Source organism: Amycolatopsis sp. ATCC 39116 (assembly GCF_000231075.2).
In the GTDB taxonomy this organism is placed as follows: domain Bacteria; phylum Actinomycetota; class Actinomycetes; order Mycobacteriales; family Pseudonocardiaceae; genus Amycolatopsis_E; species Amycolatopsis_E tucumanensis.
The window spans coordinates 1-25,108 of sequence record NZ_AFWY03000023.1 but is presented as its reverse complement, the minus strand read 5'-3'; the positions used below and the strand labels follow the sequence as shown (position 1 = coordinate 25,108).

Annotated in this window: 28 protein-coding genes and 1 pseudogene; 19 read left to right on the top strand and 10 right to left on the bottom strand. The window is 71.8% G+C overall.

Translation table 11 applies throughout. The features are described from left to right. Window positions 1-60: 60 nt before the first annotated feature. A complete protein-coding gene (locus tag AMY39116_RS0322710) occupies window positions 61-357 on the bottom strand; it encodes a hypothetical protein (protein ID WP_020419927.1) in 297 nt (98 codons plus the stop codon). A 63-nt stretch (window positions 358-420) separates the two neighbouring features. Beyond that, window positions 421-1,845: a type I glutamate--ammonia ligase gene (gene glnA, locus AMY39116_RS0322705; RefSeq protein ID WP_020419926.1), complete on the bottom strand. Its 1,425-nt coding sequence runs from the start codon at window positions 1,843-1,845 to the stop codon at window positions 421-423. Here glnA and AMY39116_RS48160 point away from each other — a divergent pair. Beyond that, window positions 1,844-1,996, top strand: a pseudogene (locus AMY39116_RS48160) (DUF5131 family protein); the annotation flags it as partial. The gene glnA and the pseudogene AMY39116_RS48160 sit on opposite strands and share 2 nt — an antisense overlap. Window positions 1,997-2,087: 91 nt before the next feature. Here the strand turns inward: AMY39116_RS48160 and AMY39116_RS47615 are convergent. Next, window positions 2,088-2,288, bottom strand: coding sequence for a hypothetical protein (locus AMY39116_RS47615; RefSeq protein ID WP_020419925.1), 201 nt, complete (start codon window positions 2,286-2,288; stop codon window positions 2,088-2,090). A 26-nt stretch (window positions 2,289-2,314) separates the two neighbouring features. On the opposite strand from AMY39116_RS47615, the gene AMY39116_RS47610 reads away from it, so the two are divergent. Together AMY39116_RS47610 and AMY39116_RS0322695 are read left to right on the top strand one after the other, a co-directional pair. Further along, entirely contained in the window at window positions 2,315-2,587 is a 273-nt protein-coding gene (locus AMY39116_RS47610; RefSeq protein WP_235716199.1) for a DUF5131 family protein, read from the top strand. Then, window positions 2,584-3,039, top strand: coding sequence for an SRPBCC domain-containing protein (locus AMY39116_RS0322695; RefSeq protein WP_020419924.1), 456 nt, complete (start codon window positions 2,584-2,586; stop codon window positions 3,037-3,039). The genes AMY39116_RS47610 and AMY39116_RS0322695 overlap by 4 nt, the downstream gene beginning before the upstream one ends. 2 nt (window positions 3,040-3,041) lie before the next feature. On the opposite strand, the gene msrA is transcribed toward AMY39116_RS0322695, so the two are convergent. After that, complete coding sequence (msrA, locus tag AMY39116_RS0322690; protein WP_020419923.1) at window positions 3,042-3,563, bottom strand: peptide-methionine (S)-S-oxide reductase MsrA; 522 nt, start codon at window positions 3,561-3,563, stop codon at window positions 3,042-3,044. A 91-nt stretch (window positions 3,564-3,654) separates the two neighbouring features. Continuing rightward, window positions 3,655-4,470 carry a MerR family transcriptional regulator gene (locus AMY39116_RS0322685; protein WP_020419922.1) on the bottom strand — a complete coding sequence of 272 codons (816 nt, stop codon included), beginning with the start codon at window positions 4,468-4,470 and terminating at the stop codon, window positions 3,655-3,657. 64 nt (window positions 4,471-4,534) lie between these two features. Here AMY39116_RS0322685 and AMY39116_RS0322680 point away from each other — a divergent pair, with 64 nt between their 5' ends. Together AMY39116_RS0322680 and AMY39116_RS0322675 are read left to right on the top strand one after the other, a co-directional pair. Further along, on the top strand, window positions 4,535-5,299 hold the full coding sequence (locus tag AMY39116_RS0322680; protein ID WP_020419921.1) for an SDR family oxidoreductase: 765 nt from the start codon (window positions 4,535-4,537) through the stop codon (window positions 5,297-5,299). 11 nt (window positions 5,300-5,310) lie between these two features. Beyond that, complete coding sequence (locus AMY39116_RS0322675) at window positions 5,311-5,616, top strand: nuclear transport factor 2 family protein (RefSeq protein ID WP_020419920.1); 306 nt, start codon at window positions 5,311-5,313, stop codon at window positions 5,614-5,616. Between the two features lie 155 nt (window positions 5,617-5,771). Here AMY39116_RS0322675 and AMY39116_RS0322670 read toward each other — a convergent pair whose 3' ends face one another. After that, window positions 5,772-6,485: a helix-turn-helix transcriptional regulator gene (locus AMY39116_RS0322670; protein ID WP_020419919.1), complete on the bottom strand. Its 714-nt coding sequence runs from the start codon at window positions 6,483-6,485 to the stop codon at window positions 5,772-5,774. A gap of 56 nt (window positions 6,486-6,541) precedes the next feature. Between AMY39116_RS0322670 and AMY39116_RS0322665 the strand changes: the two genes are divergently transcribed. The 7 genes from AMY39116_RS0322665 to AMY39116_RS0322635 are packed head-to-tail and all read left to right on the top strand — an operon-like array spanning window position 6,542 to window position 12,831. Then, the gene (locus AMY39116_RS0322665; RefSeq protein WP_020419918.1) at window positions 6,542-7,765 is read left to right on the top strand and encodes an MFS transporter; all 1,224 of its coding nucleotides are present in this window, start codon (window positions 6,542-6,544) and stop codon (window positions 7,763-7,765) included. Between the two features lie 56 nt (window positions 7,766-7,821). Next, entirely contained in the window at window positions 7,822-8,580 is a 759-nt protein-coding gene (locus AMY39116_RS0322660; protein WP_020419917.1) for an SDR family oxidoreductase, read from the top strand. Further along, the gene (locus tag AMY39116_RS0322655) at window positions 8,577-9,482 is read left to right on the top strand and encodes an SDR family oxidoreductase (protein ID WP_020419916.1); all 906 of its coding nucleotides are present in this window, start codon (window positions 8,577-8,579) and stop codon (window positions 9,480-9,482) included. Before AMY39116_RS0322660 ends, AMY39116_RS0322655 begins: the two co-directional genes overlap by 4 nt. Further along, complete coding sequence (locus AMY39116_RS0322650) at window positions 9,482-10,222, top strand: enoyl-CoA hydratase family protein (RefSeq protein WP_020419915.1); 741 nt, start codon at window positions 9,482-9,484, stop codon at window positions 10,220-10,222. Before AMY39116_RS0322655 ends, AMY39116_RS0322650 begins: the two co-directional genes overlap by 1 nt. Next, complete coding sequence (locus tag AMY39116_RS0322645; protein WP_027936148.1) at window positions 10,212-11,066, top strand: CoA transferase subunit A; 855 nt, start codon at window positions 10,212-10,214, stop codon at window positions 11,064-11,066. Before AMY39116_RS0322650 ends, AMY39116_RS0322645 begins: the two co-directional genes overlap by 11 nt. Then, window positions 11,063-11,785, top strand: coding sequence for a CoA-transferase subunit beta (locus AMY39116_RS0322640; protein ID WP_020419913.1), 723 nt, complete (start codon window positions 11,063-11,065; stop codon window positions 11,783-11,785). Before AMY39116_RS0322645 ends, AMY39116_RS0322640 begins: the two co-directional genes overlap by 4 nt. Then, window positions 11,782-12,831, top strand: coding sequence for a nitronate monooxygenase family protein (locus AMY39116_RS0322635; RefSeq protein WP_020419912.1), 1,050 nt, complete (start codon window positions 11,782-11,784; stop codon window positions 12,829-12,831). Before AMY39116_RS0322640 ends, AMY39116_RS0322635 begins: the two co-directional genes overlap by 4 nt. 29 nt (window positions 12,832-12,860) lie before the next feature. Here AMY39116_RS0322635 and AMY39116_RS0322630 read toward each other — a convergent pair whose 3' ends face one another. The 3 genes from AMY39116_RS0322630 to AMY39116_RS0322620 are packed head-to-tail and all read right to left on the bottom strand — an operon-like array spanning window position 12,861 to window position 15,928. Continuing rightward, a complete protein-coding gene (locus AMY39116_RS0322630; RefSeq protein ID WP_027936147.1) occupies window positions 12,861-14,012 on the bottom strand; it encodes an acetyl-CoA C-acetyltransferase in 1,152 nt (383 codons plus the stop codon). 9 nt (window positions 14,013-14,021) lie between these two features. Beyond that, entirely contained in the window at window positions 14,022-14,792 is a 771-nt protein-coding gene (locus AMY39116_RS0322625; RefSeq protein ID WP_020419910.1) for an SDR family oxidoreductase, read from the bottom strand. Next, the gene (locus AMY39116_RS0322620; protein ID WP_020419909.1) at window positions 14,789-15,928 is read right to left on the bottom strand and encodes an acyl-CoA dehydrogenase family protein; all 1,140 of its coding nucleotides are present in this window, start codon (window positions 15,926-15,928) and stop codon (window positions 14,789-14,791) included. Before AMY39116_RS0322620 ends, AMY39116_RS0322625 begins: the two co-directional genes overlap by 4 nt. 83 nt (window positions 15,929-16,011) lie before the next feature. Between AMY39116_RS0322620 and AMY39116_RS0322615 the strand changes: the two genes are divergently transcribed. Genes AMY39116_RS0322615 through AMY39116_RS0322595 form a run of 5 tightly spaced genes read left to right on the top strand, consistent with a single transcriptional unit; the run spans window position 16,012 to window position 21,456 of the window. Further along, a complete protein-coding gene (locus AMY39116_RS0322615) occupies window positions 16,012-17,520 on the top strand; it encodes a FadD3 family acyl-CoA ligase (protein ID WP_020419908.1) in 1,509 nt (502 codons plus the stop codon). 9 nt (window positions 17,521-17,529) lie between these two features. Beyond that, window positions 17,530-18,372, top strand: coding sequence for an enoyl-CoA hydratase (locus AMY39116_RS0322610; RefSeq protein WP_020419907.1), 843 nt, complete (start codon window positions 17,530-17,532; stop codon window positions 18,370-18,372). Then, complete coding sequence (locus AMY39116_RS0322605; RefSeq protein ID WP_020419906.1) at window positions 18,372-19,502, top strand: acyl-CoA dehydrogenase family protein; 1,131 nt, start codon at window positions 18,372-18,374, stop codon at window positions 19,500-19,502. The genes AMY39116_RS0322610 and AMY39116_RS0322605 overlap by 1 nt, the downstream gene beginning before the upstream one ends. After that, window positions 19,499-20,437, top strand: coding sequence for an acyl-CoA dehydrogenase family protein (locus tag AMY39116_RS0322600; RefSeq protein ID WP_020419905.1), 939 nt, complete (start codon window positions 19,499-19,501; stop codon window positions 20,435-20,437). Before AMY39116_RS0322605 ends, AMY39116_RS0322600 begins: the two co-directional genes overlap by 4 nt. Before the next feature lie 8 nt (window positions 20,438-20,445). Then, on the top strand, window positions 20,446-21,456 hold the full coding sequence (locus AMY39116_RS0322595; protein WP_039791702.1) for an acyl-CoA dehydrogenase family protein: 1,011 nt from the start codon (window positions 20,446-20,448) through the stop codon (window positions 21,454-21,456). Here the strand turns inward: AMY39116_RS0322595 and AMY39116_RS0322590 are convergent. Continuing rightward, on the bottom strand, window positions 21,453-22,271 hold the full coding sequence (locus AMY39116_RS0322590) for an MBL fold metallo-hydrolase (RefSeq protein WP_020419903.1): 819 nt from the start codon (window positions 22,269-22,271) through the stop codon (window positions 21,453-21,455). The genes AMY39116_RS0322595 and AMY39116_RS0322590 overlap by 4 nt on opposite strands. A 187-nt stretch (window positions 22,272-22,458) precedes the next feature. On the opposite strand from AMY39116_RS0322590, the gene AMY39116_RS0322585 reads away from it, so the two are divergent. Both AMY39116_RS0322585 and AMY39116_RS0322580 read left to right on the top strand, forming a co-directional pair. Then, the gene (locus tag AMY39116_RS0322585; protein WP_020419902.1) at window positions 22,459-23,376 is read left to right on the top strand and encodes a diiron oxygenase; all 918 of its coding nucleotides are present in this window, start codon (window positions 22,459-22,461) and stop codon (window positions 23,374-23,376) included. Window positions 23,377-23,378: 2 nt separating this feature from the next. Next, window positions 23,379-24,854 carry an FAD-dependent oxidoreductase gene (locus tag AMY39116_RS0322580; protein WP_020419901.1) on the top strand — a complete coding sequence of 492 codons (1,476 nt, stop codon included), beginning with the start codon at window positions 23,379-23,381 and terminating at the stop codon, window positions 24,852-24,854. Window positions 24,855-25,108 lie beyond the last annotated feature (254 nt).

Below are 25,108 nucleotides of genomic sequence, written 5' to 3'. Positions count from 1 at the left end.
CCGCGGGAGGCGTTCGTGACCGGCGGGGAGCCGGTCCGCGCGGAGTCGCGAGCGCGGCCCTCAGAGGCGCTCGTCGCGCATCACTTCCAGGTTGTGGAACACCGGGTCGCCCTCGCAGAGGGCCATCATCTCCTTCGCGAACCGGTCCGTCTCTGGCAGGGACGAGTTGCGCATGGCGTCCTCATAGGACGGGAACTCGACGAACTCCATGTAGGTGCCGGGGCGTTCCCGGTCGCTCATCAGCACCGCGTGCGTGGCGGTCCGCTTGCCCCGCGTCTCCGCCAGCCAGCGGTCCATCATGTCGTTCATCTGTTCCGGGTGCTCGGTCTTGTACTCGATGACCTGTACGAAAGTCATTTCCCGCTCCTTTTCAGACCCGGGAGAGGTCATGGTCCGCCCCTGCCGCGCGGCGGTCAACACCTACACGTCGTAGGTGAGCGCGAATTCGTACGGGTGCGGCCGCAGCCGCAGCGGGTCGATCTCCGTTTCGCGCTTGAAGTCGATCCACGTCTCGATCACGTCCTCGGTGAAGACGCCGCCCGCGAGGAGGAACTCGTGATCGGCTTCGAGCCGGTCGATCACCGCCTCCAGCGACGCGGGCACCTGCGCCACGTCCCGCGCCTCCTCGGGCGGCAGCTCGTACAGGTCCTTGTCGATCGGCGACGGCGGCTCCAGCTTGTTGCGCACCCCGTCCAGCCCCGCCATCAGCATCGCGGAGAACGCCAGGTACGGATTGCCTGAGGAGTCCGGGCAGCGGAATTCGATCCGCTTGGCCTTCGGCGACGAGCCGGTCACCGGGATGCGCACGCACGCCGACCGGTTCCGCTGCGAGTACACCAGGTTGATCGGCGCCTCGAAGCCCGGCACCAGCCGGTGGTAGGAGTTCGCGGTCGGGTTGGTGAACGCGAGCAGGCTCGGCGCGTGGTGCAGGATCCCGCCGACGTAGTGCCGCGCCAGGTCGGACAGCCCGCCGTAGCCCGCCTCGTCGTAGAACAGCGGGCCGTTGTCGTCCCACAGCGACTGGTGGCAGTGCATGCCCGAACCGTTGTCGTTGTACAGCGGCTTCGGCATGAAGGTCACCGTCTTGCCCTGCTCCCAGGCCGTGTTCTTCACGACGTACTTGAACAGCTGCAGGTCGTCGGCCGCGTGCAGCAGCGTGTTGAACCGGTAGTTGATCTCGGCCTGCCCGCCGCTGCCGACCTCGTGGTGCGCCTTCTCCACCTCGATGCCCACGCCGGCCAGGTTGCGCACCATCTGGTCGCGCAGGTCGGCGAAGTGGTCGCGCGGCGACACCGGGAAGTAGCCCGCCTTGAACGGGGTCTTGTAGCCGAGGTTGCCGTGTTCCTCGTCGCGGCCGGTGTTCCACCAGCCCTCCACCGAGTCGACCTCGTAGAACGCGGTGTTCTCCACGTTGCCGAAGCGCACCGAGTCGAAGATGTAGAACTCCGCCTCCGGTCCGAAGAACGCGCGGTCGGCGATGGTCGACTCGCTGATGTACTCCTCGGCCTTGCGGGCGATGTTGCGCGGGTCGCGGCTGTAGGACTCGCGGGTGAACGGGTCGTGCACGAAGAAGTTCATCAACAGCGTCTTCTCCGCGCGGAACGGGTCGACGCGCGCCGTGTAGGGGTCGGGCAGCAGCAGCATGTCCGACTCGTGGATCGACTGGAACCCGCGCACGGACGAGCCGTCGAAGGCGATCCCCTCTTCGAAGGCGTCGGCGTCGAAGGCCGCGGCGGGCACCGTGAAGTGCTGCATGATGCCGGGCAGGTCGCAGAACCGGACGTCGACGAACTCCACGTTCTCGTCGGCGATGTAGCGCAGGACTTCGTCTGCGTTGGCGAACATGGCTGGCTCCTTTGCCGTCGCGGCCGTGGAATCCCCAGAGTCCTCGCGTCGGGGGTTCAATGGAAGGATGCGGGACGGCACCATCGAGACCGCGACGTGGAACCCGGCCACCGGCTGCGATCGGGTCAGCCCCGGATGCGACAACTGCTACGCGATGGCCTTCGCGCGGCGGCTGCGGGCCATGGGCAGCCCCGCCTACACCCGCGACGGCGATCCCCGCACCAGCGGACCGGGTTTCGCTCTCACCCCGCGCCCCGGGGCGGCTGGCGCTCCCGTCGCGCCGGCGAGCGCCCCGGCTGGTGTTCACCGGCTCGATGACCGACCTGTTCCACCCCCGCGTGCCCGAGGAGGAGCCGGTCGGCGCGCCCGGCCTGCTCGTCGCTCTCGATCGTCACGCCCCACCAGACGTGCGGCAGCGGCTCCGGCGCGAGCCGCGCCAGCACGCGAAACCCCGGCCGCGGTTCGGTTCCTGTCCCTGCAGCCGCTGCTCGGCCCGCCGCCGGACCCCGGACCTGACGGGGCTCGACTGGGTCTACGCCGGTGGCAAGCCGGGGCCGCACGCGCGGCCGAGTGGGTCCGGCCGGTGCGGGACCGGTGTGCCGCCGCGGGGATCCCGTTCCTGTTCAAGCAGTGGGGCGGCCGGACCCGCAACGCGGGCGGGCGGCTCCTCGACGGCCGCACCTGGGACGAGATGCCGGGAGGCTGGACACCCGCCGGCCGCCGAGCCAGGGTGTCGTCATGACGTCGACGAGCGTTTCCGGGTTCGTGCGCGCGCCGCGCCGGGAGGTCTACCGCGCCCTGGTCGACGGCGAGGCGATCGCGACGTGGCGGGTGCCGGACGGGATGACGGCCAGGGTGCACGAGTTCGACGCCCGCGAGGGCGGGCGGTTCCGGGTGTCGCTGGTGTACGACGACCCGGGCCGCGCCGGCAAGTCCGGCGGCGCCACCGACACCTACAGCGGTCACTTCGCGGTGCTCGAGCCGGGGCGGCGCGTGGTCGAGGTGATCGAGTTCGACAGCCCCGACCCGGCGTCCCAGGGCACGATGACCATGACGACCACCCTGACCGACGCCGAGGGAGGCACGAAGGTGGTCATCCGGCACGACGGGGTCCCGGCCTCGGTCGCCCCGCAGGACAACGAGACCGGGACCCGGATGGCGCTGGCCAAGCTGGCCGCGTTCGTCGAACGCTGAGGTCAGGCGACGTACTGCGCGAAGGACTTGCGCACCTTGTTCACCTTCGGCAGCGCGACCGCGAGGCAGTAGCCCTGGCCGGGGTTCTTGGCGAAGAAGTCCTGGTGGTACTCCTCGGCACGGTAGAACTCGCCCAGCGGCTCCAGGGTGGTCACGATCTCGCCGTCCCACCAGTCCGCCGCGCGCTTGATGGCCGCTTCGAACTCGGCGCGCTGCGCGTCGTCGGCGTAGAACATCGCCGAGCGGTACTGGGTGCCGACGTCGGCGCCCTGGCGGTTGAGCTGCCGCGGGTCGTGCAGGGTGAAGAACACGTCGAGGATGACCTCGGCCGGGATGACCGTCTCGTCGAACGTCACCGCGACCGCCTCCGCGTGCCCGGTCCGCCCGGTGCACACCTGCTCGTACGACGGCTGGGCCGTGTCGCCGCCGGTGTAGCCGGACACCACGTCCTGCACCCCGCGCAGCGTCCGGTAGACCGCGTCCAGGCACCAGAAGCACCCGCCGGCCAGCACGAACGTCCGCATCTCGCATCACCTCTCACCGAGTAGTCCGGCTTGCACCGGGTCAACCCCGCGTGCCGGTCCAGTATTCCGCGCCACGTCCCTTGTGGACTCCTCAGGCCGGTGCGACGCGGAAGACCGGCCAGCCGATCTCGGTCCGCCACGCCGCCGGGTCGGCGGTGTCCCGGGGGCCGCTGAGGTAGACCTCGCGCACCGGGCCGGCCACGGCGAGCGCGTGGTCCACCACCCAGCGGCCGAGCTCGCCGTAGGTGACGTCGATCGTGTCGTGGTCGCCCGGGTGGGTGGCGACGGCGAGTTCCGCGGCGGGCAGCGTCACCGGCCGCACCCGCCCGGCCGGTGCGGGTGGTTCGGCGACCGGCAGGTAGACCACCATCCGGCCACGGCCGTGGGTGAACAGCTCGTTGTCGTACAGGCCGCCGGGCGGGCCGGCCGGGTCGGGCACCACCGCGTCCAGCTCGGCCATCGCGCCCGCGTACCAGGCGAGCACGTCCGCCTCGGCGACGGTGCCCTCGACGGCCGCGACCGTCGTGGCCGGGGTCCGGCGAAGCTCGACCGCCAGCTCGCCGGGTTCGGGCGTGAGCAGCCTGCGCAGCGACGTGACCGCCGCGCGGGTGCGTTCCAGCTGGTCCTCGAGCCGCCGCAGGTGCTCGCCGACCAGCAGCGCGCGGGCTTCCGGGTCGGGGCTGCCGAGGATGCGGCGCACCTCGGGCAGCGGCACGTCGAGCTCCCGCAGCCGGTGGATGACCTGCGCGGCCGGGATCTGCGCCGCGTCGTAGTAGCGGTAGCCGGTGGCCGGGTCGACGCGGGCGGGTTCGAGCAGTCCGGCGTCGTGGTAGCGGCGCAGCGTGCGGATGCTCAGGTGGGTCAGCCTGGCGAACTCGCCGATGGTCAGCACCAGCGGATTCTGCACCCTCTCCCCGGGGGAGGGTCCAGCGCTTGACCCTCCCGCGCCGTCACGGCGGAGTGTGCCGGGCATGAACGAATCTCTGGAGGGGCGGCGCGCCCTGGTGACCGGCGGCGGGCGGGGCACCGGCGCGGCCGTCGTCGCCCGGTTGCGTGCCGCCGGCGCCGATGTCCTGGCCACCGCCCGCACCCGCCCGGACCACGCCGACGGCCCGTTCGTCGCCGCCGACGTCACGGCGCCCGGCGGGGTCGAGACGGTGGTGCGGGAGGTGCGCGACCGGTTCGGGACGCTGGACATCCTGGTGCACACCGTGGGCGGGTCGTCCGCGCCGGGTGGCGGGTTCGCGGCGCTGACCGACCGGCACTGGCAGGACGAGCTCGACCTCAACCTGCTGGCGGCGGTCCGCCTGGACCGGGCGCTGCTGCCGGACGTGGCGGCGGGTGGGGCGGTCGTGCACGTGTCGTCCATCCAGCGGCGGCTGCCGCTGTTCGAGGCGACGCTCGGGTACGCGGCCGCGAAGGCCGCGCTCACCACGTACAGCAAGGGGCTGGCGAAGGAGCTGGCGCCGCGCGGGGTGCGGGTGAACGTGGTGTCGCCGGGCGCGATCCGCACCTCCGCGGCGGATGCCCTGGTCGCGCGCCTGGCCGAGGCCGACGGCGTCGACGAGCGGACCGCGTGGGACCGGCTGACGGCCGCGCTCGGCGGCATCCCGCTGGGACGGCCCACGCTGCCGGAGGAGGTCGCCGAGCTGGTGGCGTTCCTGGTGTCCGACCGGGCGGCCGCCATCACGGGCGCGGAACACACGATCGACGGCGGCACGGTGCCGACCGTCTGAGGAGGAGAACGATGACCGAACTGCCACAGGCGATCCGCGACTACCTGGACGCCCCGAGCGCCGCGGGCTTCACCCCTGACGCCGTGGTCACCGACGACGGCCGGACGTACCGCGGAACGGAAGAGATCGACGGGTGGCTGCGCCGCGCGGCCACGGAGTACCAGTACACGGCCACGCTGACGGGGGCGTCCCACTCGGCGGGGGAGTGGACGGTGACGCAAAACGTGACGGGGAACTTTCCTGGTGGGGAGGTGGATCTGCGCTACCGGTTCCGGCTGCGCGGGGAGCGGATCGCCGCGCTGACGATCGCGCCCTGAGGTTGGCGAGGCCGCGGGGATCGCAGGCCCGGCACCCGGTCTCCACGCCGGGTGCCGGGATCCAGCCGTCGGCCGCTGGGCCTGCGCCTGCCGTTCTGCACGACCCGGCGAGTGCGGTGGCCGCTCCGCGGCCGCCAGGTAGGGCGAGGTCGTGGTCAGTGGTCGAGCACCAGCCCCGGCAGCAGATCGCTGAGCCGCTCACCCGCGTCGGGGCGGAGGGTCAGCGTTCGGCCGTCCGCGTCGATCTCCACCAGGCCCTCGGTGCGCAGCCGGGTCAGGATCGCGTGTCCGAGGGCTCCTCCCAGGTGCGGACGGCGCAGCGTGCGGTCCAGGCAGCTCGTCGCCGTCTTGCGGCGGCCCGCCGTCAGCGAGTCCGCGTCTATGCCGAGCCGCGCCAGCACCTCCGCCGCCCGCGGGCCGAGCTCCAGCTCGTCGGTGTCGGCCCGGCGGCGGAGCGCGTCCTCGGCCAGCAGGTGGTCCAGCACGGCCACCCCGAGCCGCCCGGCCGCGTGGTCGTAGCACAGCCGCTCCGGGGGCGCGGCCGGTCCGGGCAGCGGGAGCGCCCCGCCCGCGTAGTCGGCCAGCGCGTCCAGCACCGCGGTGATCGCGGGGTCCTTCAGCCGGTAGGTGACGTGTCGCCCGCTCTGCGACGTCACCACCAGCCCGGCCTGCCGCAGCTTCGCCAGGTGGTTGCCCAGGCGCGCCGGGCTCACGCCGAGCACGTCCGCCAGCTGGGTCATCCCGTGCGGTCCCTCGTGCGCGAGCAGCTGCAGCACGGTCAGCCGGATCGGGTCGGCCAGCTCGCGCGCCAGCCCGGTCACCGTCGCCACCACCGGCTGCTCGGCGCTGGTCCATCCGAGGGAGGTCACGCCCCAGACCCTACCATCGACTTTCACGTTTCACGAATACGTGATAGGTCTATGCGATGCGTCGCTACTGGCACGAGCAGATCCCGCCGCCCGGCCCGTTCCGGGTGCTGGCGCTCGGCGTGCTGGTCACCACGGCCGGCGGCGGCGCGTGGTACACGACCTGGGCGGTCTACTTCACGTCCGTCGCCGGGCTGCCTGCCCCGGTCGTCGGCCTCGGGCTGATGCTCGCGGGCGGCGCGGGCCTGCTCGCGGCCACACCGGTCGGCGCGCTGGCCGACCGGCTCGGGCCGCGGGAGCTGCTGATCGCCCTGATCGCGGTCGAGGGCGTGTCGATGGCCGCGTTCGTGTTCGCCCACCACGTCGCGGTGTTCCTGGCCGTCGCGGTCGTCAACACGGCCGCCGACCGCGCCACCGCCGGGGTCCGCACCGCCTACGTCGCGCAGCTGGCCGACGAGGAGACCCGCGTGGCGCACCTGGCCCGGCAGCGGGTCGCCAGCCACCTCGGCTACACCGTCGGCGCGGCGGCGGGAGCGGCCTGCCTGACGCTGGGCAGCCCGGCCGCGTTCCACGTCCTGATCGCGGTCAACGCGCTCACCTCGCTGGCCTCCGCCGCGCTGCTGACCCGTGTGCCGAGGGTGCGGCCGGTCGCGCTGGCGCGCAAGCCGCGCACCGTGCTCGCCGACCCCGCGTTCCTCGCGGTCGTCTCGACGACCGGCCTGCTGTCGCTGTGCTGGGGCCTGGTTTCGACCGCGCTCCCGCTGTGGCTGGTCCGCGACACGCACCTGCCCGCCGGGCTGGCGGGCGTGGTCGTCATCGTCAACTCGCTCGGCGTCGCGCTCCTGCAGGTCGTCGCGAGCCGCGGCTGCACCGGTCCGCGCCGCGGCGCCGCGCGGGCGGTCTGGTCGGGCGCCGCCCTCGCGCTGGCATGCCTGCTGTTCGCCGCGACGGGTGGCGGCAGCGGCGCCATCGCCGTCGGCCTGGTGCTGCTCGCCGCGGCTGCTCACCTGGCGGGCGAGCTGTGGTTCATCGCCGCGAAGTGGGCGCTCACCCTCGACCTGACCCCGCCCGGCGCGACCGGCCGCTACCAGGGCCTGGCCGCCACGGCCCAGGCCGGCGCGCAGATGCTGAGCCCGGCGCTGATGACGCTGCTCGTCGGCACCTGGGGCCGTCCCGGCTGGTTCGTGCTCGCCGGGGTGTTCCTCGCCGCCGGGCTGGGGACGGTCCCGGCGACTCGCTGGGCGGTCCGCACCCGCGTGGAAACCAGTTCTCGTGCGGCGTGACCGGCGCCCAGACCAGCGACCTTGTCCCTGACGAGAACATGTTCTAGTTTTGGGGAGTGGAGAGCGATCTGGGCCTGGCCGGAGCCGTGGTCCTGGTGACCGGCGGGGTGCGTGGCGTGGGCCGCGGCATCACGCGGGTGTTCCAGGACTGCGGCGCGCACGTCGTGACCTGCGCCCGGCGCGAGCCCGAGGAACCGGCGGGCCAGTTCATCGCGTGCGATGTGCGTGATCCGGATCAGGTGTCGGCGCTGATCGGCCGGATCGTGGACGAGCACGGTCGTCTGGATGTGGTGGTGAACAACGCGGGTGGCAGTCCGTTCGCTTCCGCTGCGGAGGCGTCGCCGCGATTCCACGACAAGATCGTGCAGTTGAACCTGCTGGCGCCGTTGCTGGTGGCGCAACACGCGAACGCGGTGATGCAGCGGGGCTCGGGCGGGTCGATCGTGATGATCTCCAGCGTGTCCGCGACCCGTCCGTCGCCGGGGACGGCCGCGTATGGGGCGGCGAAGGCGGGGCTGGACAACCTGACCGCGAGCCTGGCGGTGGAGTGGGCGCCGAAGGTGCGGGTCAACGCGCTGGATGTCGGGTTGGTGCGCACCGAGCAGGCGCATCTGCACTACGGCAGCGACGTGGCAGCGGTGGGGAAGACGGTGCCGTTGGGACGGCTGGCCGAGCCGGAAGAGGTCGGCCGGTGTGCGGCGTTTTTGGCTTCGCCGCTGGCTTCCTACGTCTCGGGTGCGACGTTGAAGGTGCACGGCGGCGGTGAGGTGCCCGCGTTCCAGGCGGCCGCGGATGTCGATCGGGAGGATTCATGACTCTGTGCCAGGACCGGGTGGTGATCGTGACCGGCGCCGGCCGCGGGATCGGGCGGGCGCACGCGCTGGCGTTCGCGGCCGAGGGTGCGCGGGTGGTGGTCAACGACGTCGGTGTCGCCCTCGATGGTTCCGCGACCGGCGACGGTCCGGCCGCCCAGGTGGTGGCGGAAATCGAGACTCTCGGTGGCAAGGCCGTGGCGAACACCGACGACGTGGCCGACTGGGCCGGTGCGAAAAACCTCATCAACACCGCGCTGGAGCAGTTCGGGCGGCTCGACGTGCTGGTGAACAACGCGGGTTTCGTGCGGGACCGGATGCTGGTCAACCTCGGCGAGGAGGAGTGGGACGCGGTGATCCGCGTGCACCTCAAGGGTCACTTCGCGCCGTTGCGGCATGCCGCGGAGTACTGGCGCGGTGAGGCGAAGGCAGGGCGGACGCCGAGTGCGCGGGTGATCAACACCAGTTCCGGCGCGGGTCTGCTGGGCAGTGTGGGGCAGTCGAACTATTCGGCGGCGAAGGCCGGGATCGCGGGCTTGACCGTCGTCGCTGCGGCGGAGCTGGCCCGGTATGGCGTGACGGTGAACGCGATCGCCCCCTCAGCCCGGACCCGAATGACCGAGGAGGTGTTCGCCGCCACGATGGCCCGTCCCGACGAGGGCTTCGATGCGATGGCGCCGGAGAACGTCTCGCCGCTGGTGGTGTGGCTCGGCAGCGCGGAATCCGCCGGTGTGACGGGCCGGGTGTTCGAGGTGGAGGGCGGGAAGGTGTCGCTGGCGCAGGCGTGGCGGCACGGCCCGTTCGTGGACAAGGGCTCCCGGTGGGAGCCGTCCGAGCTGGGTCCGGTGGTGGAGAAGTTGATCGCGGAGGCGCCCGCGCCCGAACCCGTTTACGGAGCGTCCTGATGCCGATTCTGACCAAACGCGACGGTCACGTCGAGATCGTCACGGTGGATTTCCCGCCGGTGAACGCGTTGCCGGTGCAGGGCTGGTTCGACCTCGCTGCCGCTGTGCGTGCCGCGGGGGAGGATCCGGATGTGCGCGTGGTGGTGCTGCGGGCGGAGGGCCGCGGGTTCAACGCCGGGGTGGACATCAAGGAGATCCAGCGCACCGCGGGCTACGAGGCGCTGGTGGGCGCGAACAAGGGCTGTTATGCGGCTTTTGGTGCGGTGTATGACTGTGCGGTGCCGGTGGTGGCGGCGGTGCACGGGTTCTGCCTGGGCGGTGGGATCGGCCTGGTCGGCAACGCGGACGTGGTGATCGCCTCCGAGGACGCGACCTTCGGGGTGCCCGAGGTCGAACGTGGTGCGCTGGGCGCGGCGACGCACCTGGCCCGGCTGGTGCCCCAGCACCTGATGCGCACCCTGTACTTCACGGCGCGCACCATCACCGCCGCCGAGCTGCACTCGTTCGGCTCGGTGTACCAGGTGGTGCCGCGTGAACAGCTGGATGAGAGCGCTTTGGCGGTGGCGCGGGACATCGCCGCGAAGGATCCGCGGGTGATCCGGGCCGCGAAGGAGGCGCTCAACGGTATCGACACCCAGCACGTGCACCGTAGTTACCGGTTCGAGCAGGGGTTCACCTTCGAGCTGAACCTGCTGGGCGCCTCGGATGAGGCTCGGGAGGAGTTCCTCAATGGCCGATAAGCGCATGACCACCGACGAGGTCGCGGCGGAAGTCCGGGACGGCATGACCATCGGCATCGGCGGCTGGGGTTCGCGGCGCAAGCCGATGGCGTTGGTGCGCGCTCTGCTGCGGACGCCCGTTCGTGACCTCACGGTCGTGTCGTATGGCGGGCCGGATGTTGGGTTGTTGTGTGCCGCGGGGAAGGTCAAGCGGGTGGTGTTCGGGTTCGTCACGCTGGACTCGATCCCGTTCGACCCGTGGTTCGGCCGAGCCCGCGAAACGGGCTCGATCGAGGTGACCGAGTACGACGAGGGCATGTTCGCGGCGGCGCTCTCGGCGGCGGCGCAGCGCTTGCCATTCTTGCCGCTGCGGGCGGGGCTGGGCTCCGAGGTCATGCGGGTCATTCCCGGCCTGCGCACCGTGCGCTCACCCTATGCCGATGGAGAAGAATTGGTGGCCGTGCCCGCGCAGGAACTGGATGTGGCGCTGGTGCATCTGAACCGCGCCGACGCCCGGGGGAATGCGCAGTATCTCGGCCCGGATCCGTACTTCGACGACCTGTTCTGCCTGGCCGCGAAGAAGCGATTCGTCTCCGTGGAGAAGGTGGTGGACACCGCGGAGTTGACGGGGCCGGTGCAGTCGCTGCTCCTCAACCGTTCGGCGGTGGACGGTGTGGTGGAGGCCCCGCGGGGTGCGCACTTCACCACCGCGGTGCCCGATTACGGCCGGGACGAGCGGTTCCAGAAGCACTACGTGGCGTGTGCGAAGGACGTGGACGCGTGGCCGGGGTTCGTGGACCGGTTCCTGTCCGGCGACGAGGCACGGTACTTGTCCGAGGTGGATCGATTCGAGGCGGCGGCATGAGCGCGACCAGGGCCGAGATCGCCGTGGTGGCGGTGGCCGAACTGTTCCGCGGCGACGGGGAGATCGTGGCCAGCCCGATGGGCTATATCCCGTCGCTGGGCGCGAAACTCGCCCGCCTTACCTTCGAGCCGGACCTGCTGCTCTCCGACGGCGAGGCCTACCTGATCAACGCCGAGGGCGTGGTGGAAGGGTGGCAGCCGTTCCGCAAAATGCTGGACACGATCGTCCCGCACGGGCGGCGGCACGTCGTGATGGGTGCCAACCAGATCGATCGGTTCGGCAACCAGAACATCTCTGCCATCGGCGACCACTCCCGCCCGACGAAGCAGCTGCTCGGAGTGCGGGGCGCGCCGGGCAACACGGCCAACCACCGCACGAGCTACTGGGTGCCACGCCACAGTCCCCGCGTGTTCGTCGAGTCCGTGGACATCGTGTCGGGCGTGGGCTACGACAACGCCGCCAAAGCCGGACTGAAGTACCACGACGTGCACCGCGTGGTGACCAACCTCGGTGTGTTCGACTTCGCCACCCCGGATCATTCGATGCGCGCCGTCTCGCTGCACCCCGGTGTCACACCCGCTGAGGTCGCGACGGCGAGCGGTTTCGAAATCGACCTGTCCGGGGCAGGCGTGAGCCGCGAGCCCACCGACGAGGAGCTCCGGCTGATCCGCGAGGTGCTCGACCCGAAGGGCCTGCGGGACAAGGAAGTCCCATCATGACCCTCAACACCGCGCTCACGCGGCTGGTCGGGGTGCGGCACCCGGTCGTGCAGACCGGGATGGGCTGGGTGGCGGGGCCGCGGTTGGTGTCGGCCACCGCCGAAGCAGGCGGGCTGGGCATCCTGGCCTCGGCCACCATGACCTACCCCGAACTCGAAGCCGCCATCGCGGAAGTCAAGCAGCGCACTGACCGGCCCTTCGGCGTGAACCTCCGTGCCGACGCCACCGACGCTGGCGACCGGGTCGACCTGCTCATCCGTGAGGGCGTGCGCGTCGCCTCCTTTGCGCTGGCGCCGCGCAAGGAGATGATCGCCAAACTCCGCGATCACGGCATCGTGGTGATCCCCTCCATCGGAGCGGCCCGGCACGCCGAGAAGGTCGCCGCCTGGGGCGCGGATGCCGTGATCGTCCAGGGCGGCGAGGGTGGCGGGCACACCGGGGGAGTGGCGACGACGCTGCTGCTGCCGTCGGTGCTCGACGCGGTCGACATCCCCGTCGTCGCGGCGGGTGGCTTCTTCGACGGCCGCGGACTCGCCGCCGCACTCGCCTACGGCGCCGCGGGTGTCGCGATGGGCACGCGGTTCCTGCTGAGCAAGGAAAGCACCGTGCCGGAGGAGGTCAAGCGGGTCTACCTCGCGCAGAACCTCACCGGCACCGTCGTGACACGGCGCGTCGACGGGCTGCCGCACCGCGTGTTGCGCACCGAGCTGGTCGAGAAGCTGGAAGACACCGGCCGGGTCCGGGGCACCATCCACGCAGTCCGCAACGCCCTGCGCTTCCGCAAGCTCACCGGCCTCTCCCTGCCCTCCATAATCCGCGAGGGCCTGGCGATGAAACACGGCAACGAGATGACGTGGAGCCAGATCATCATGGCCGCCAACACCCCGATGCTGCTGCGCGCCGGCCTGGTGGAGGGCCGCACCGACGCGGGCGTCCTCGCCTCCGGCCAAGTCGTCGGCATGATCGACGACCTGCCGACGGTGGCTGACATCATCGACACCACCGTCACGCAGGCCGAGGAGATACTTCAGCGGCTGGGTGGTTGAGGGGAGGCGCGGTGCGCCTCCCCGTCCGGTCACAACCGTTCGATGATGGTGACGTTGGCGGTTCCGCCGCCTTCGCACATGGTTTGCAGGCCGTAGCGGCCGTTGCGGCGTTCCAGTTCGTGCAGGAGGGTGGCCAGCAGCTTCGTGCCGGTCGCGCCGATCGGATGGCCGAGGGCGATGCCCCCGCCGTTGACGTTCACCCGCGCGGGGTCGGCGCCGGTTTCGTCGAGCCACGCCAGCACCACGCTGGCGAAGGCCTCGTTCACTTCGAAGAGGTCGATGTCGTCCACGGTGAGCCCCGCCTTGCGGAGGGCGTGGGCGGTGGCGGGGATGGGTCCGGTGAGCATCCAGACGGGATCCGCGGCGCGCACGGAGATGTGGTGGATGCGGGCGCGGGGAGTGAGCCCGTGTTCTTGCACGAACTTTTCGGAGGCGATCAGCGCGGCGCTGGCGCCGTCGGAGATCTGGCTCGCCACCGCAGCGGTGAGCCGGGAACCTTCGGAGAGCGGCTTCAACCCCTGCATGCGTTCGAGGCTGGTGTCCCGGCGCGGGCCTTCGTCCACCGAGAAGCCGTCCACGGCGGCGATCTCCGCGGCGAACCGTCCGGAGTCGATCGCCTCCAGCGCGCGCTGATGACTGCGCAGCGCATAGGCTTCCATGGCCTCGCGGGTGATGTCCCAGTGTTCGGCGATCATGTCGGCGGAGCGGAACTGCGACACCTCGACGCTGCCGTAGCGCTCCTGCCAGCCCTTGGAGCCGGAAAACGGGTCGTCGAAACCGTACTCCCGCCCGGCGAGCATCGCGGCGCTGATCGGGATGCGGCTCATGTTCTGCACCCCGCCCGCGAGCACGAGGCCCTGGGTCCCAGAGAGCACGGCTTGGGCGGCGAAGTGCACGGCCTGCTGGCTGGACCCGCACTGCCGGTCGACGGTCACCCCGGGCACGTGGTCCGGGAACCCCGCCGCGAGCCACGCGGTGCGGGCGATGTTGCCGGATTGCGGTCCGAGGGTGTCGGTGCAGCCGAGGATCACGTCGTCGACCAGGTCCGGGTCCACCCCGGCCCGGGAAACCACCGCCCGGATGATGTGCGCGGCCAGGTCGGCGGAGTGCCACCCGGACAACGCACCGCCACGCCGGCCGACGGGGGTGCGCACGGCGTCGAGGAGAAAGGCTTCAGGCACAACGGCTCCCTAGGGGTGCTGGCTTGACACGGACACGACTTCACCGGTCATGTAGCTGGCGTAGTCGCTGGCGAGGAACACGATCACGTTGGCGACCTCCCACGGCTCCGCCGCCCGCCCGAAGGCTTCCCGGCCCTGCAACTCCTGCAGCAGTTCGTCGCTGGTGACCTTCGCCAGGAACAGGTGCATCGCCAAACTCGGCGCCACCGCGTTGATCCGCACCCCGTGCTCGGCGGCGTCCAGCGCGGAACACCGGGTCAACGCCATCACCCCGGCTTTCGCGGCGGCGTAGTGGGCCTGCCCGGCCTGCGCCCGCCACCCGATCACCGACGCGTTGTTGACGATCGCCCCGCCACCGCCCTGCTCGACGAACTGCCGCAGCACGGCGCGGGTGCAGCGGAAGGTGCCGGTCAGCGTGATGTCGAGGACCCGGGACCACTCCTCGTCGGTCATCTCCAGCACCGAGCGGGTCCCGCCGAGGCCCGCGTTGTTGATCATCACGTCGATCCGGCCGAACTGTCCCACCGCCCCCGCCACCAAACCCTGCACCTGGGTTTCGTCGGTGACGTCGCAGGTGATCGCGTGGACCTTGCCCAGTTCGGCCAGCTCGGCGGCCTTCTCCGCCAAGCGGCGTTCGTGCCAGTCGCTGATCACCACGTTGGCGCCTTCTTCCAGGCAGCGTTTCGCCACCGCGGAGCCGATGCCGGTGCCCGCGGCGGCGGTCACCACCACGACCTTGTCCTCCAGCAGGTGGTGTCCGGGCGGGTAGTGGGGGATCACCGGGCCTCCTTGGGCAGGCCGAGCACCCGCTCGGCGATGATGTTGCGTTCGATCTCGTCCGAGCCGCCGTAGATGGTGTCGGCGCGGGTGAACAGGAACAGCCGCTGCCACTCGTCCAGCTCGCCGTCGGCGACCAGCGACCGCGCCCCCCGCGCCCGCACCGCGAGTTCGCCGAGGCGGCGGTGCCACTGCGCCCACATCAGCTTGCCGACCGCGACCTCCGGCCCCGCCGCCTGACCCAGCGTCCGCAACGCGTGCGCCCGCAGCACCCGCAGGCCCATCCGGGCGCGCTCCAGATCGGCGCGCAGCAGCGGATCCTCCCACGTGCCCAGCCGCTTGGCCTCCGCCTCGATACCGTCCAGCTCGCGGCGGAACCCGATCTGCTGCCCCAGCGTCGACACCCCGCGCTCGAACCCGAGGGTGGCCATCGCGATCCGCCACCCCTCGCCCGGCTCACCGACCACCATCGCGGCCGGGGTGCGGGCGTCGTCGAAGAACACCTCGTTGAACTCCGAGGTCCCGGTCAGCTGCTGGATCGGCCGCACCGTCACCCCGTCCTGCCGCAACGGCACCAGCAAGTAGGACAACCCGCGGTGGCGCTGGGACCCCCGCTCGGTGCGGGCCAGCACGAAACACCAGTCCGCGACGTGCGCCAGCGAGGTCCAGATCTTCTGCCCGTTGACCACCCACTCGCCCTCGCGCAGCTCCGCCGAGGTGGAGACCGCCGCCAGGTCCGACCCGGCCCCGGGCTCGGAGTAGCCCTGGCACCACAGCTCCTCCACCGCCACGATCTTCGGCAGGAACCGCGTCTGCTGCTCCGGCGTGCCGAACGCGATCAACGTCGGCCCCAGCAACTGCTCCCCGATGTGGTTGACCCGCGCCGGCGCCCCCGAGGCCGCGTACTCCTCGTGAAAGGCGACCTGCTCCTTCAGCGACAACCCACGCCCACCGAACTCGCTCGGCCAGCCCACGCAGGTCCACCCCGCCGCCGCCAGGTGCCGCTCCCACGCCAGCCGCAGGTCGAACGCCTCGTGCTCCCGCCCCGGCCCGCCCAGCCCGCGCAGCGCCGCGAACTCACCGGTCAGGTTGTCCGCCAGCCAGTCCGCGACCTCACGGCGGAACCGCGTCAGCTCCAACGCACGCCTCCTTGCTGCCCGGCCCACCGGGCACCTAGGGTAATGAGAACACGTTCTAGTTTCCCGGTCCAGGGGAGGGTGCGGTGGGGCAGACCACGATCCCGGCCGTCGTCCGTGACGCCGCGGCGAAGTTCGGCTCGTCCGAGGCGCTGGTCGACGGCGGCGTCCGGCTCGATTTCCGGCAACTCCTGGAACGTGTTCAGGTCGTAGCCGGGGCGTTCGCGGCGCGCGGGATCCAGCCCGGCGACCGCGTCGCGATCAACCTGCCGAACACGCACCACTGGGTCCTGTCGGCGCTCGGCGCGCTGTACACGGGAGCGGTCCTGGTGCCGGTCAACACCCGGTTCACCGCCGCCGAGACGGTGGACCTGCTGGTCCGCAGCCGCGCCAAGGCGCTCGTCGTCGCGGCGGACTTCCTCGGCGCCGACCGGCACGCCGCGATCAAGGCGACCGGCGCCACGCTGCCCGACCTGGGCACCGTCGTCCGCGTCCCGCTCGAACAACCGCATCGCCCCGTCGAGGGCACCCTCGGCTGGGACGAGTTCCTCGCCGCACGCGTGCCCGCGGCCGAGGTCGAGGCGCGCGCGGACGCCGTCCGGCCCGACGACGTCAGCGACATCCTGTTCACCTCCGGCACCACCGGCCGCTCGAAGGGGGTGCTGTCGGCGCACCGGCAGGTGGTCGACGTGGCGGCGGCGTGGGCGGAGTGCGGCCGGGTCACCGCCGACGACCGGTACCTGGTGATCAACCCGTTCTTCCACAGCTTCGGCTACAAGGCCGGGATCGTGGTCGCCCTGCTGACCGGGGCCACGATCGTGCCGCAGGCGGTGTTCGACGTGCGGTCGACCCTGGCGACGATCCGCCGCGAGCGCATCTCCGTGCTGCCCGGCGCGCCGACGATCTTCCAGTCGCTGCTCCAGGAAACGAACCGCGGGGACACCTCGTCGCTGCGCCTCGCGGTCACCGGCGCGGCGACCGTGCCCGCCTCGCTGGTCCGGCGGATGCGGGCCGAGCTGGGGTTCGACACGGTGTTGACCGCGTACGGGCTCACCGAGGCGGTCGTGGTGACGATGTGCCGCCCCGGCGACGACGCGGAGCTGGTCGCGCGCACGTCCGGCCGGGCCACCGCCGGGTTCGAAGTGGCGATCCGCGGGTCCGAGGTCGTCGTCCGCGGGCCCAACGTGATGCTCGGCTACCTCGACGACCCGGAGGCGACCGCGCAGGCGATCGACGAGCAGGGCTGGCTGCACACCGGCGACGTCGGCGAACTCGACGACGCGGGCTACCTGACCCTCACCGGGCGGCTCAAGGACATGTACATCTGCGGCGGGTTCAACGTCTACCCGGCGGAGGTCGAGCACGCCCTGACCGAACTGGACGGCGTGCGCGACGTCGCCGTCGTCGGGGTGCCGGACGAGCGCATGGGCGAGGTCGGCAAGGCGTTCGTCGTCGGCGCCGGGCTGACGGCCGAGCAGGTGATCGGGTTCTGCCGGGAGCGGCTGGCCAACTACAAGGTCCCGCGGCTCGTCGAGTTCGTGGACGAGCTGCCCCGCAACGCTTCCGGCAAGGTGCTGAAGCGGCAGCTGAGGTGAGGAGAACGCATGACCGAGGACGTCGTCCGCTACGAGCGCCGGGGCGCGGTGGCGCTGGTGACGATGAACCGCCCCGAGTACCGCAACGCGCAGAACTCGGCGATGACCTACGCGCTGGACGACGCGTTCACCCGCGCGGTGGACGACGCCGAGGTGAAGGTGATCGTGCTGGCGGGGGAGGGCAAGCACTTCTCGGCGGGACATGACATCGGCACGCCCGGGCGGGATGTGGACCAGAGTTTCGAGCGCCGGGCGGTGGTGTGGTGGGACCACACCACACGCGAGGGCGGGGACCAGCGGTTCGCCCGGGAGTCCGAGGTGTACCTGGGGATGTGCCGCCGGTGGCGGGAGATCCCGAAACCGATGATCGCGTCGGTGCAGGGTGCGTGCATCGCGGGCGGGCTGATGCTGGCCTGGGTCTGTGACCTCATCGTGGCTTCCGACGACGCGTTCTTCGCCGATCCGGTGGTGCGCATGGGCATTCCGGGCGTGGAGTACTTCGCGCACCCGTGGGTGCTGGGGCCGCGGGCGGCGAAGGAAGTCCTGTTCACCGGGGAGCGGTTCAGCGTGCAGCAGGCCAAGGAGTGGGGCATGGTCAACCGGGTCGTGCCCCGTGCCGAACTCGAAGCGCGCACTTTCGAGCTGGCGGAGACGATCGCGCGGATGCCGCAGTTCGGGCTCGCGCTGGCGAAGAAGGCGGTCAACCAGGCCGAGGACCTGATGGGCCTGCGGTCCGGAATGGACTCGGTGTTCGGGCTGCACCACTTCGCGCACGCCCACAACGCCGAAACCTCCACCGATTCCCTCGGTGGGCAGGACGCGCGGTCGATGCGGGACGGGGCGCAGCGCTGATGGACCTCGACATCGATGCCGAGTCGGCGGCGTTCCGCCACGAGGTGCGGGAATGGCTGGCGGCACACGTGCCAAGGCTCCCGTCCATGGACACCGCGGAGGGCTTCGCGGCGCACCGCGAGTGGGAGGCGCAGCTGGCCGACGCCCGGTTGTCGGTCGTGTCCTGGCCGCGCGAGTACGGCGGGCGGGACGCGTCGCTGTTGCAGTGGGTGCTGTTCGAGGAGGAGTACTACGCCGCGAGCGCACCCGGGCGCGTCAGCCAGAACGGGATCTTCATGCTGGGCCCGACCTTGTTCGCCCACGGCACCGCCGAGCAGCGGGAGCGGATCCTGCCCGCGATGGCGCGGGGTGAGCAGGTGTGGGCGCAGGCCTGGTCCGAACCCGAAGCCGGGTCCGACATCGCCGCGTTGCGCAGCAGCGCGGTCCGCACCGAGGGCGGGTGGTTGCTGTCCGGGCAGAAAACCTGGTCCTCCCGCGCGGCCTTCGCCGACCGCGCGTTCGGGCTGTTCCGCACCGACCCCGGCGAGCGGCGGCACCGCGGACTGACGTATTTCATGTTCGACCTGCGCGCCGAGGGCGTGACCGTGCGGCCGATCCCGCAACTGGACGGGGAGCCGGGGTTCGCCGAGATCTTCCTGGACAACGTGTTCGTGCCCGATGCCGACGTGATCGGCGAACCGGGCCAGGGGTGGCGGGTGGCGATGACCACCGCCAACAACGAACGCGGCCTGTCGCTGCGCAGCCCCGGCCGCTTCCTCGCCGCCGCCAACCGGCTCGTGGACCTCTGGCGATCGGCAGGGGAACCGGCCGCGTCGCGGGACCGGGTGGCGGATGCCTGGATCGGGGCGCGCGCCTACCAGCTCTACACCTTCGGCACCGTCTCCCGGCTGGCCGAGGGCGGCGAACTCGGGCCGGAATCCAGCGTCAACAAGCTGTTCTGGTCCCACCTCGACCTCGACCTGCACGACACCGCACTCGACATCCTCGGCCCGCACGCCGAAACCGACCAGGCCTGGGTGGACGGCTACCTGTTCTCCCTCGCCGGCCCCATCTACGGCGGCACCGACCAGATCCAGCGCAACACCATCGCCGAACGACTCCTGGGACTGCCGAAGGAGGCCCGCCGATGAGATTCGCGCTGTCGGCCGAACACCGGGACTTCGCCACCAGCCTGCACGACTACCTCACCGGCGCCGACACCCCCACCGCCGCCCGCGCCTGGGCGCACGGGCGGCACGAACCCGGCCTCAAACTCCTGCGCGGCCTCGCCGAACTGGGCGTGCCCGCCCTGCTGATCGACGAAGCCCACGGCGGCCTCGGCGCCGGTCCCGTCGACCTGGTGGTGGCGTTCGAGGCGCTGGGGTACCACGCCGTCCCCGGACCGCTGGTGGAAACCGCCGCGGTCGCGCCCGCCGTCCCGGCCGCCCAGGCGTGGTGGCCGGCACTGGCGTCGGGGGAGGCGTTGGCCACCGTGGTGGCGCCGCCGCAGGTGCACCTCGCGCTGGACGCCGACATCGCGGACGTCGTCCTCGCGCTGCGCGACGGCGAAGCGCACGAGATCCGGGCGGCCCGGCCGGAGCCGGTGCGCTCCCTCGACCCGGCCCGCCGCCTGTTCCGGGTGGACGGTGCGGCGGTGTCCCTGGGCTCGGTCCCGGAACGCGCCTTCGACCTGGGGGTGCTCGCGGTGGCCGCGCAGCTGCTCGGCGCCGGGCAATGGCTGCTGGACGCCTCGGTCGCCTACGCGAAGCAACGCAGCCAGTACGGCCGGCTGATCGGCGAATACCAGGCGATCAAGCACCTGCTCGCCGACGTCGCCACCCACCTCGAACTCGCCCGGCCCCTGGTGCACGGCGCCGCTGTCACCGGCAACCCGCGGGACATCTCGGCCGCCAAGGTCAAGGCCGGCGACGCCGCCTACCTGGCCGCCCGCACCGCGCTGCAGGTCCACGGCGCCATCGGCTACACCGCCGAACACGACCTCGGCCTGCGACTGACGAAGGTGCGGGCCCTGGTCGGCGCATGGGGCGACGGCGGGTTCCACCGCGAGCGGGTGCTGGCGCGATGATCGATCCGATGTGGACAGAGGAGGCGCGAGCGCTGCGCGAGTCCGTGCGGGCCCTGCTGACCCGGCGGTCCGGGCCGGAAGCGGTGCGGGCCGCGATGGACTCACCCCTCGGCTACGACGACAAGCTGTGGTCCACGCTGTGCGAGCAGATCGGCGTCGCGGCGCTGGCGATCCCAGAGGAGTACGGGGGCGCGGGCGCCGGGCTGGCCGAGGCGTGCGTGGTGCTGGAGGAGCTGGGCCGCACCCTCACCCCGGCCCCGATGCTCGGCTCGGCGGTGCTTTGCGGGCAGGCCCTGCTGCTGACCGGCAACGACGAGGCGTGCCGTCGGCTGCTGCCCGGCATCGCGGCGGGCAGCAGCCTCGCCGCGCTGGCGTGGTCCGATGAGGACGGACGCTGGTCGCCTGCGTGCGAGTTCCGGGACGGGCGCGTCGGCGGCCGGGCGCACTACGTGCTCAACGGCGACCACGCGGACGTCCTGCTGGTGGTGGCGCGCACCCCGGACGGCCCGGGCCTGTTCGAGGTCGAACCGGCCGACAGCCGCTGGGAGGCCGTGACGACCCTGGACCCGACGCGCCGTCTCGCGGTCGTCACGCTGGCGGACGCCCCCGCGCGGCGGCTGGACACCGGCGGGTTCGACACCGAGCGGCTGCGCTGGACCGCGGCCGTGGCGCTGGCCGCCGAGCAGACCGGCGCCGCGGCCAGGGCGCTCGAGCTGACCGTCGAGTACACCAAGCAGCGGCGCCAGTTCGGCAGGCCCATCGGCGGTTTCCAGGCGCTCAAGCACCGGATGGCCGACGTGCACGTCCACGTCGAGGCCGCCCGCTCGGCGCTGTACGGCGCACTGACCGGGGACGACCTCGCGCTCGACGCGGCCACCGCGAAAACCGTGTGCTCGGAAGCACTGCGACACGCCGCGGCCGAGATGATCCAGCTGCACGGCGGGATCGCGATCACCTGGGAGCACGACGCGCACCTGTACTTCAAGCGCGCCCACGGCAGCTCGCTGCTGTTCGGTTAGGACACCGGGTGCGGCTCCGGCGGCTCGAAGGTCGCCAGCATCTGCTCCAGCGCCGCCTGGTCCGGGCCGACCCACGGGTCCGCGTCCGGGGCCGTGGCGACGCGGTCCAGGAACTCGGCGGTGCGACCGGGCGCCGGGGGCAGGTGTGTGCTCAGGATGACGGCCGGGTCGAAGGTCCGCAGCGGCGCCAGCGTGGCCAGGTAGCGGTCGTGGTCCACGTTGTGCACCCACGGGCTGTCCACCGCGGCCCACAGCAGCTGGCCGGCGTGCAGCGCCTCCGCGGGGGCGTTCGCGACGTCGTCGCACGTGGCGAGTTCCGCGGTCGGCATCGGGGCGCCGAAGCAGTCCGAGCTGACGCACACCCCGCTGCTGTGGTCGAAGAAGCCGACCGTGGCCGGGCTGTCGAACAGCGGCGGCCGGAAGGCGGTCAGCGTGCGGCCGCCCGCGTCGAGGGTCTGGCCGGGGTTGAGCAGGTACACCCGCTCGACCGGCAGCGGGCGCTCGGTCGACATGATGCCCATCGCGAGGTAGGTGGTGATCAGGCGGGCGTGCGGGGCCAGTTCGAGCAGCTCGAACAGGGCGCCGGTGTGGTCGCGGTCCGGGTGGGTGAGCCAGATCCACCGCACGTCGGCGGGGTCGATCACCGCCCCGAGCGCGTCCAGGTAACCGCGGCCGGGCAGGCTCAGCCCGGTGTCGACGACGACCGGTTCGGCGCCGTGCAGGACGAACGCGTTGACCGGGAGGAAGCCGATGCCGGGCACCTCGAGCTGGTCGCTCAGGACGCTGACGTCGCGCCCGATCCTGTTGATCTCCATGGCATCCGCCCTTCCTGACGTGGTGCCGGAAACGGTAGGCCCGGCAGGCGCCGGTGTGATGGGGCCGAAATACCCGTTTCAGGAAATCGCGGTGCTCGGTCACGGGCGGTCGCCCTCTTGCGCGGCCGCCAATGTGTGTTACCTTGGGTAACAGTAAACCGAGGTAACAGGCAATCGGGAGGGTGCCATGACCAGCGTCGGCGCACACGAGCACTCGGACACTGCGCAGCCTGACCACCGGTCGGTCGCGCAGCGGTTGCTCGACTCGTCCGAGACGTTGTCCTACGACCCCGTCAAGGAGGTCGACTGGGACACCCCGCTGGACACGAGCTACCACGGCGCGAGCCCGGAGTGGAGCACCCTGTACGGGACCGCGTACTGGAACGAGATGACCCCCGAGCAGCAGCGCGAGCTGACCCGCCAGGAGGCGGCGTCGGTGGCGAGCACCGGCATCTGGTTCGAGATGATCCTGCAGCAGATGGTGCTGCGCGACTTCTACGCCAAGGACCCGACCGACCCGGCGTTCCAGTGGGCGCTCACCGAGATCGCCGACGAGTGCCGCCACTCGATCATGTTCGCGCGCGGCGCGGCGAAGCTGCGCGCCCCGGCCTACCGCCCGCGCCGGCTCGCCGTCGAGCTGGGCCGGTTCTTCAAGACGACCGCCCGCGGCGAGGCGGCCTACGCGGCGATCCTGGTCGCCGAAGAGGTCCTCGACGTGATGCAGCGCGACTGGATGCGTGACGAGCGCGTGGTGCCGTTCGTGCGCACCATCAACAACATCCACGTGGTCGAGGAGTCGCGGCACATGAAGTTCGCCCGCGAGGAGACCCGCGAGCGGCTGAAGAAGACCGGGCCGCTGGGCCGTCAGTACAACGCGCTCGTCGTGTCCATCGCCGCGTACTTCATCGTCAGCAGCATGTGGAACCCGAAGGTCTACGCGAACGCCGGGCTCGACACCAAGCGCGCGCTGCGCGAGGCGAAGGCCAACGAGCACCACAAGTCGATGCTGCGGTCGAGCTGCGCCGGGCTGATGGAGTTCCTGGACTCGGCCGGCCTGCTGACCAAGGCCGCCACGGTCTTCTACAAGCGCGCGAACCTCCTCTGACCATGGCCTTCGCGATCACCCAGACCTGCTGCAACGACGCGTCGTGCGTGGCGGTGTGCCCGGTCAACTGCATCCACCCGACGCCGGACGAGCCGGACTTCGGCACCACCGAGATGCTCTACATCGACCCGCGCAGCTGCATCGACTGCGGCGCGTGCGCCGACGCCTGCCCGGTCGACGCGATCTTCCCGGTGGACGCGCTGGCCGAGTCGATGCGGCCGTACGCCGGGATCAACGCGGACTTCTACGCCGACCGCGAGCCGGCCGCGGCCGATCCCGCGCCGAACTTCCACGCGTGGGGCCCGCCGGTGTTCAGCCGCACCATCCCGGCCAACTTCCCGGCGCTGGACGTCGCGGTCGTCGGCACCGGGCCGGCCGGCATGTACGCCGTCGAGGACCTGTTGCTGCACACCAGTTCCCGGGTCACGCTGATCGACCGGCTGCCGGTCGCGGGCGGGCTGGTGCGGTACGGGGTCGCGCCGGACCACCCGTCCACCAAGAAGATCGGGGAGACGTTCGCGCGGTACCACCACCACCCGCGGCTGCGGATGCGGCTGGGCGTCGAGGTGGGCCGGGACGTCACGGTGGACGAGCTGGCGCGCCGCCACGACGCGGTGATCTACGCGGTGGGCGCGTCCTCGGCGCGGCGGCTGGGGATCGCGGGCGAGGACCTGGCGGGCAGCGTCGCGGCGACGACGGTGGTGGCCTGGTACAACGGCCACCCGGACGTGCCCGCGGACGCGGTCGACCTCTCGGCGGAACGCGTCGTCGTGGTCGGGACGGGCAATGTGGCACTGGACGTGGCGCGGATCCTGACGACAGACCCGCGTTCGCTGGAGGGCACTTCGATCGCTCCGGCCGCGTTGGAGCGGCTGAAGTCGAGCCGGGTGCGGGAGGTCGTGTTGCTCGGCAGGCGAGGTCCGGAGGCGGCGGCGTACACCACGCCCGAGCTGCTGGCGCTGACCCAGCATGAGGACATCGACCTGGTCGTCGACGCGCACGACACGCGCATCACCGAGGCGATCGACACGTCGCCGCGGGCCGCCCTGCTGCGCGACTGCAAGCAGGAGACGGTCGACTGGACGGCGCCGCCCCAGCCCGGCAAGCGGCGAATCGTGCTGCGGTTCCACTCCGCGCCGGAGGAGATCCTCGGTGCCTCGCGGGTGCGGGGAATCCGGGTGTCGGGGGACGTCGAGATCCCCGCGGGCGGCGTGGTGCGCGCCGTCGGCTACCGCGGCGTGCCGCTGCCCGGGCTACCGTTCGACGAGGACAGCGGCACGATCCCGAACGACGGCGGCCGCGTGGCGCCGGGGACGTACGTGGTGGGCTGGATCAAGCGGGGGCCGTCCGGCGGGATCGGGGCCAACCGGGCGTGCGCCGAGGAGACGGTCGGCCGCCTGCTGGAGGACGCGCTCGCGGGACGGTTGCGAACACGGCGCAAGCCGGGGCTGGTGGAGCGTTTGACGCGCCGAAGCTGAGCGGTTCCCGGCTCGCCCCTCGGTGCGTAGCGCGCGGCGGGGCGGCCGCAAGCCCATGCTGCGGCTGCCCCCGCATCCCGCGGCGGCCGAGCTGGTGCCGCTGCCGCGCCGCGTCCGGGTGGGGTGCCGCCCGGGAGTGCTGTTTCCGGATACTCGGTGCGCCTGAGGGGGCTCACCGCGCCGTGGTGCCGTCGCGCCGCGGTGCCGCTGCGCTGGCGCCGACCGGCAACCCGGCACCGCGCCGCGGGCCGCTG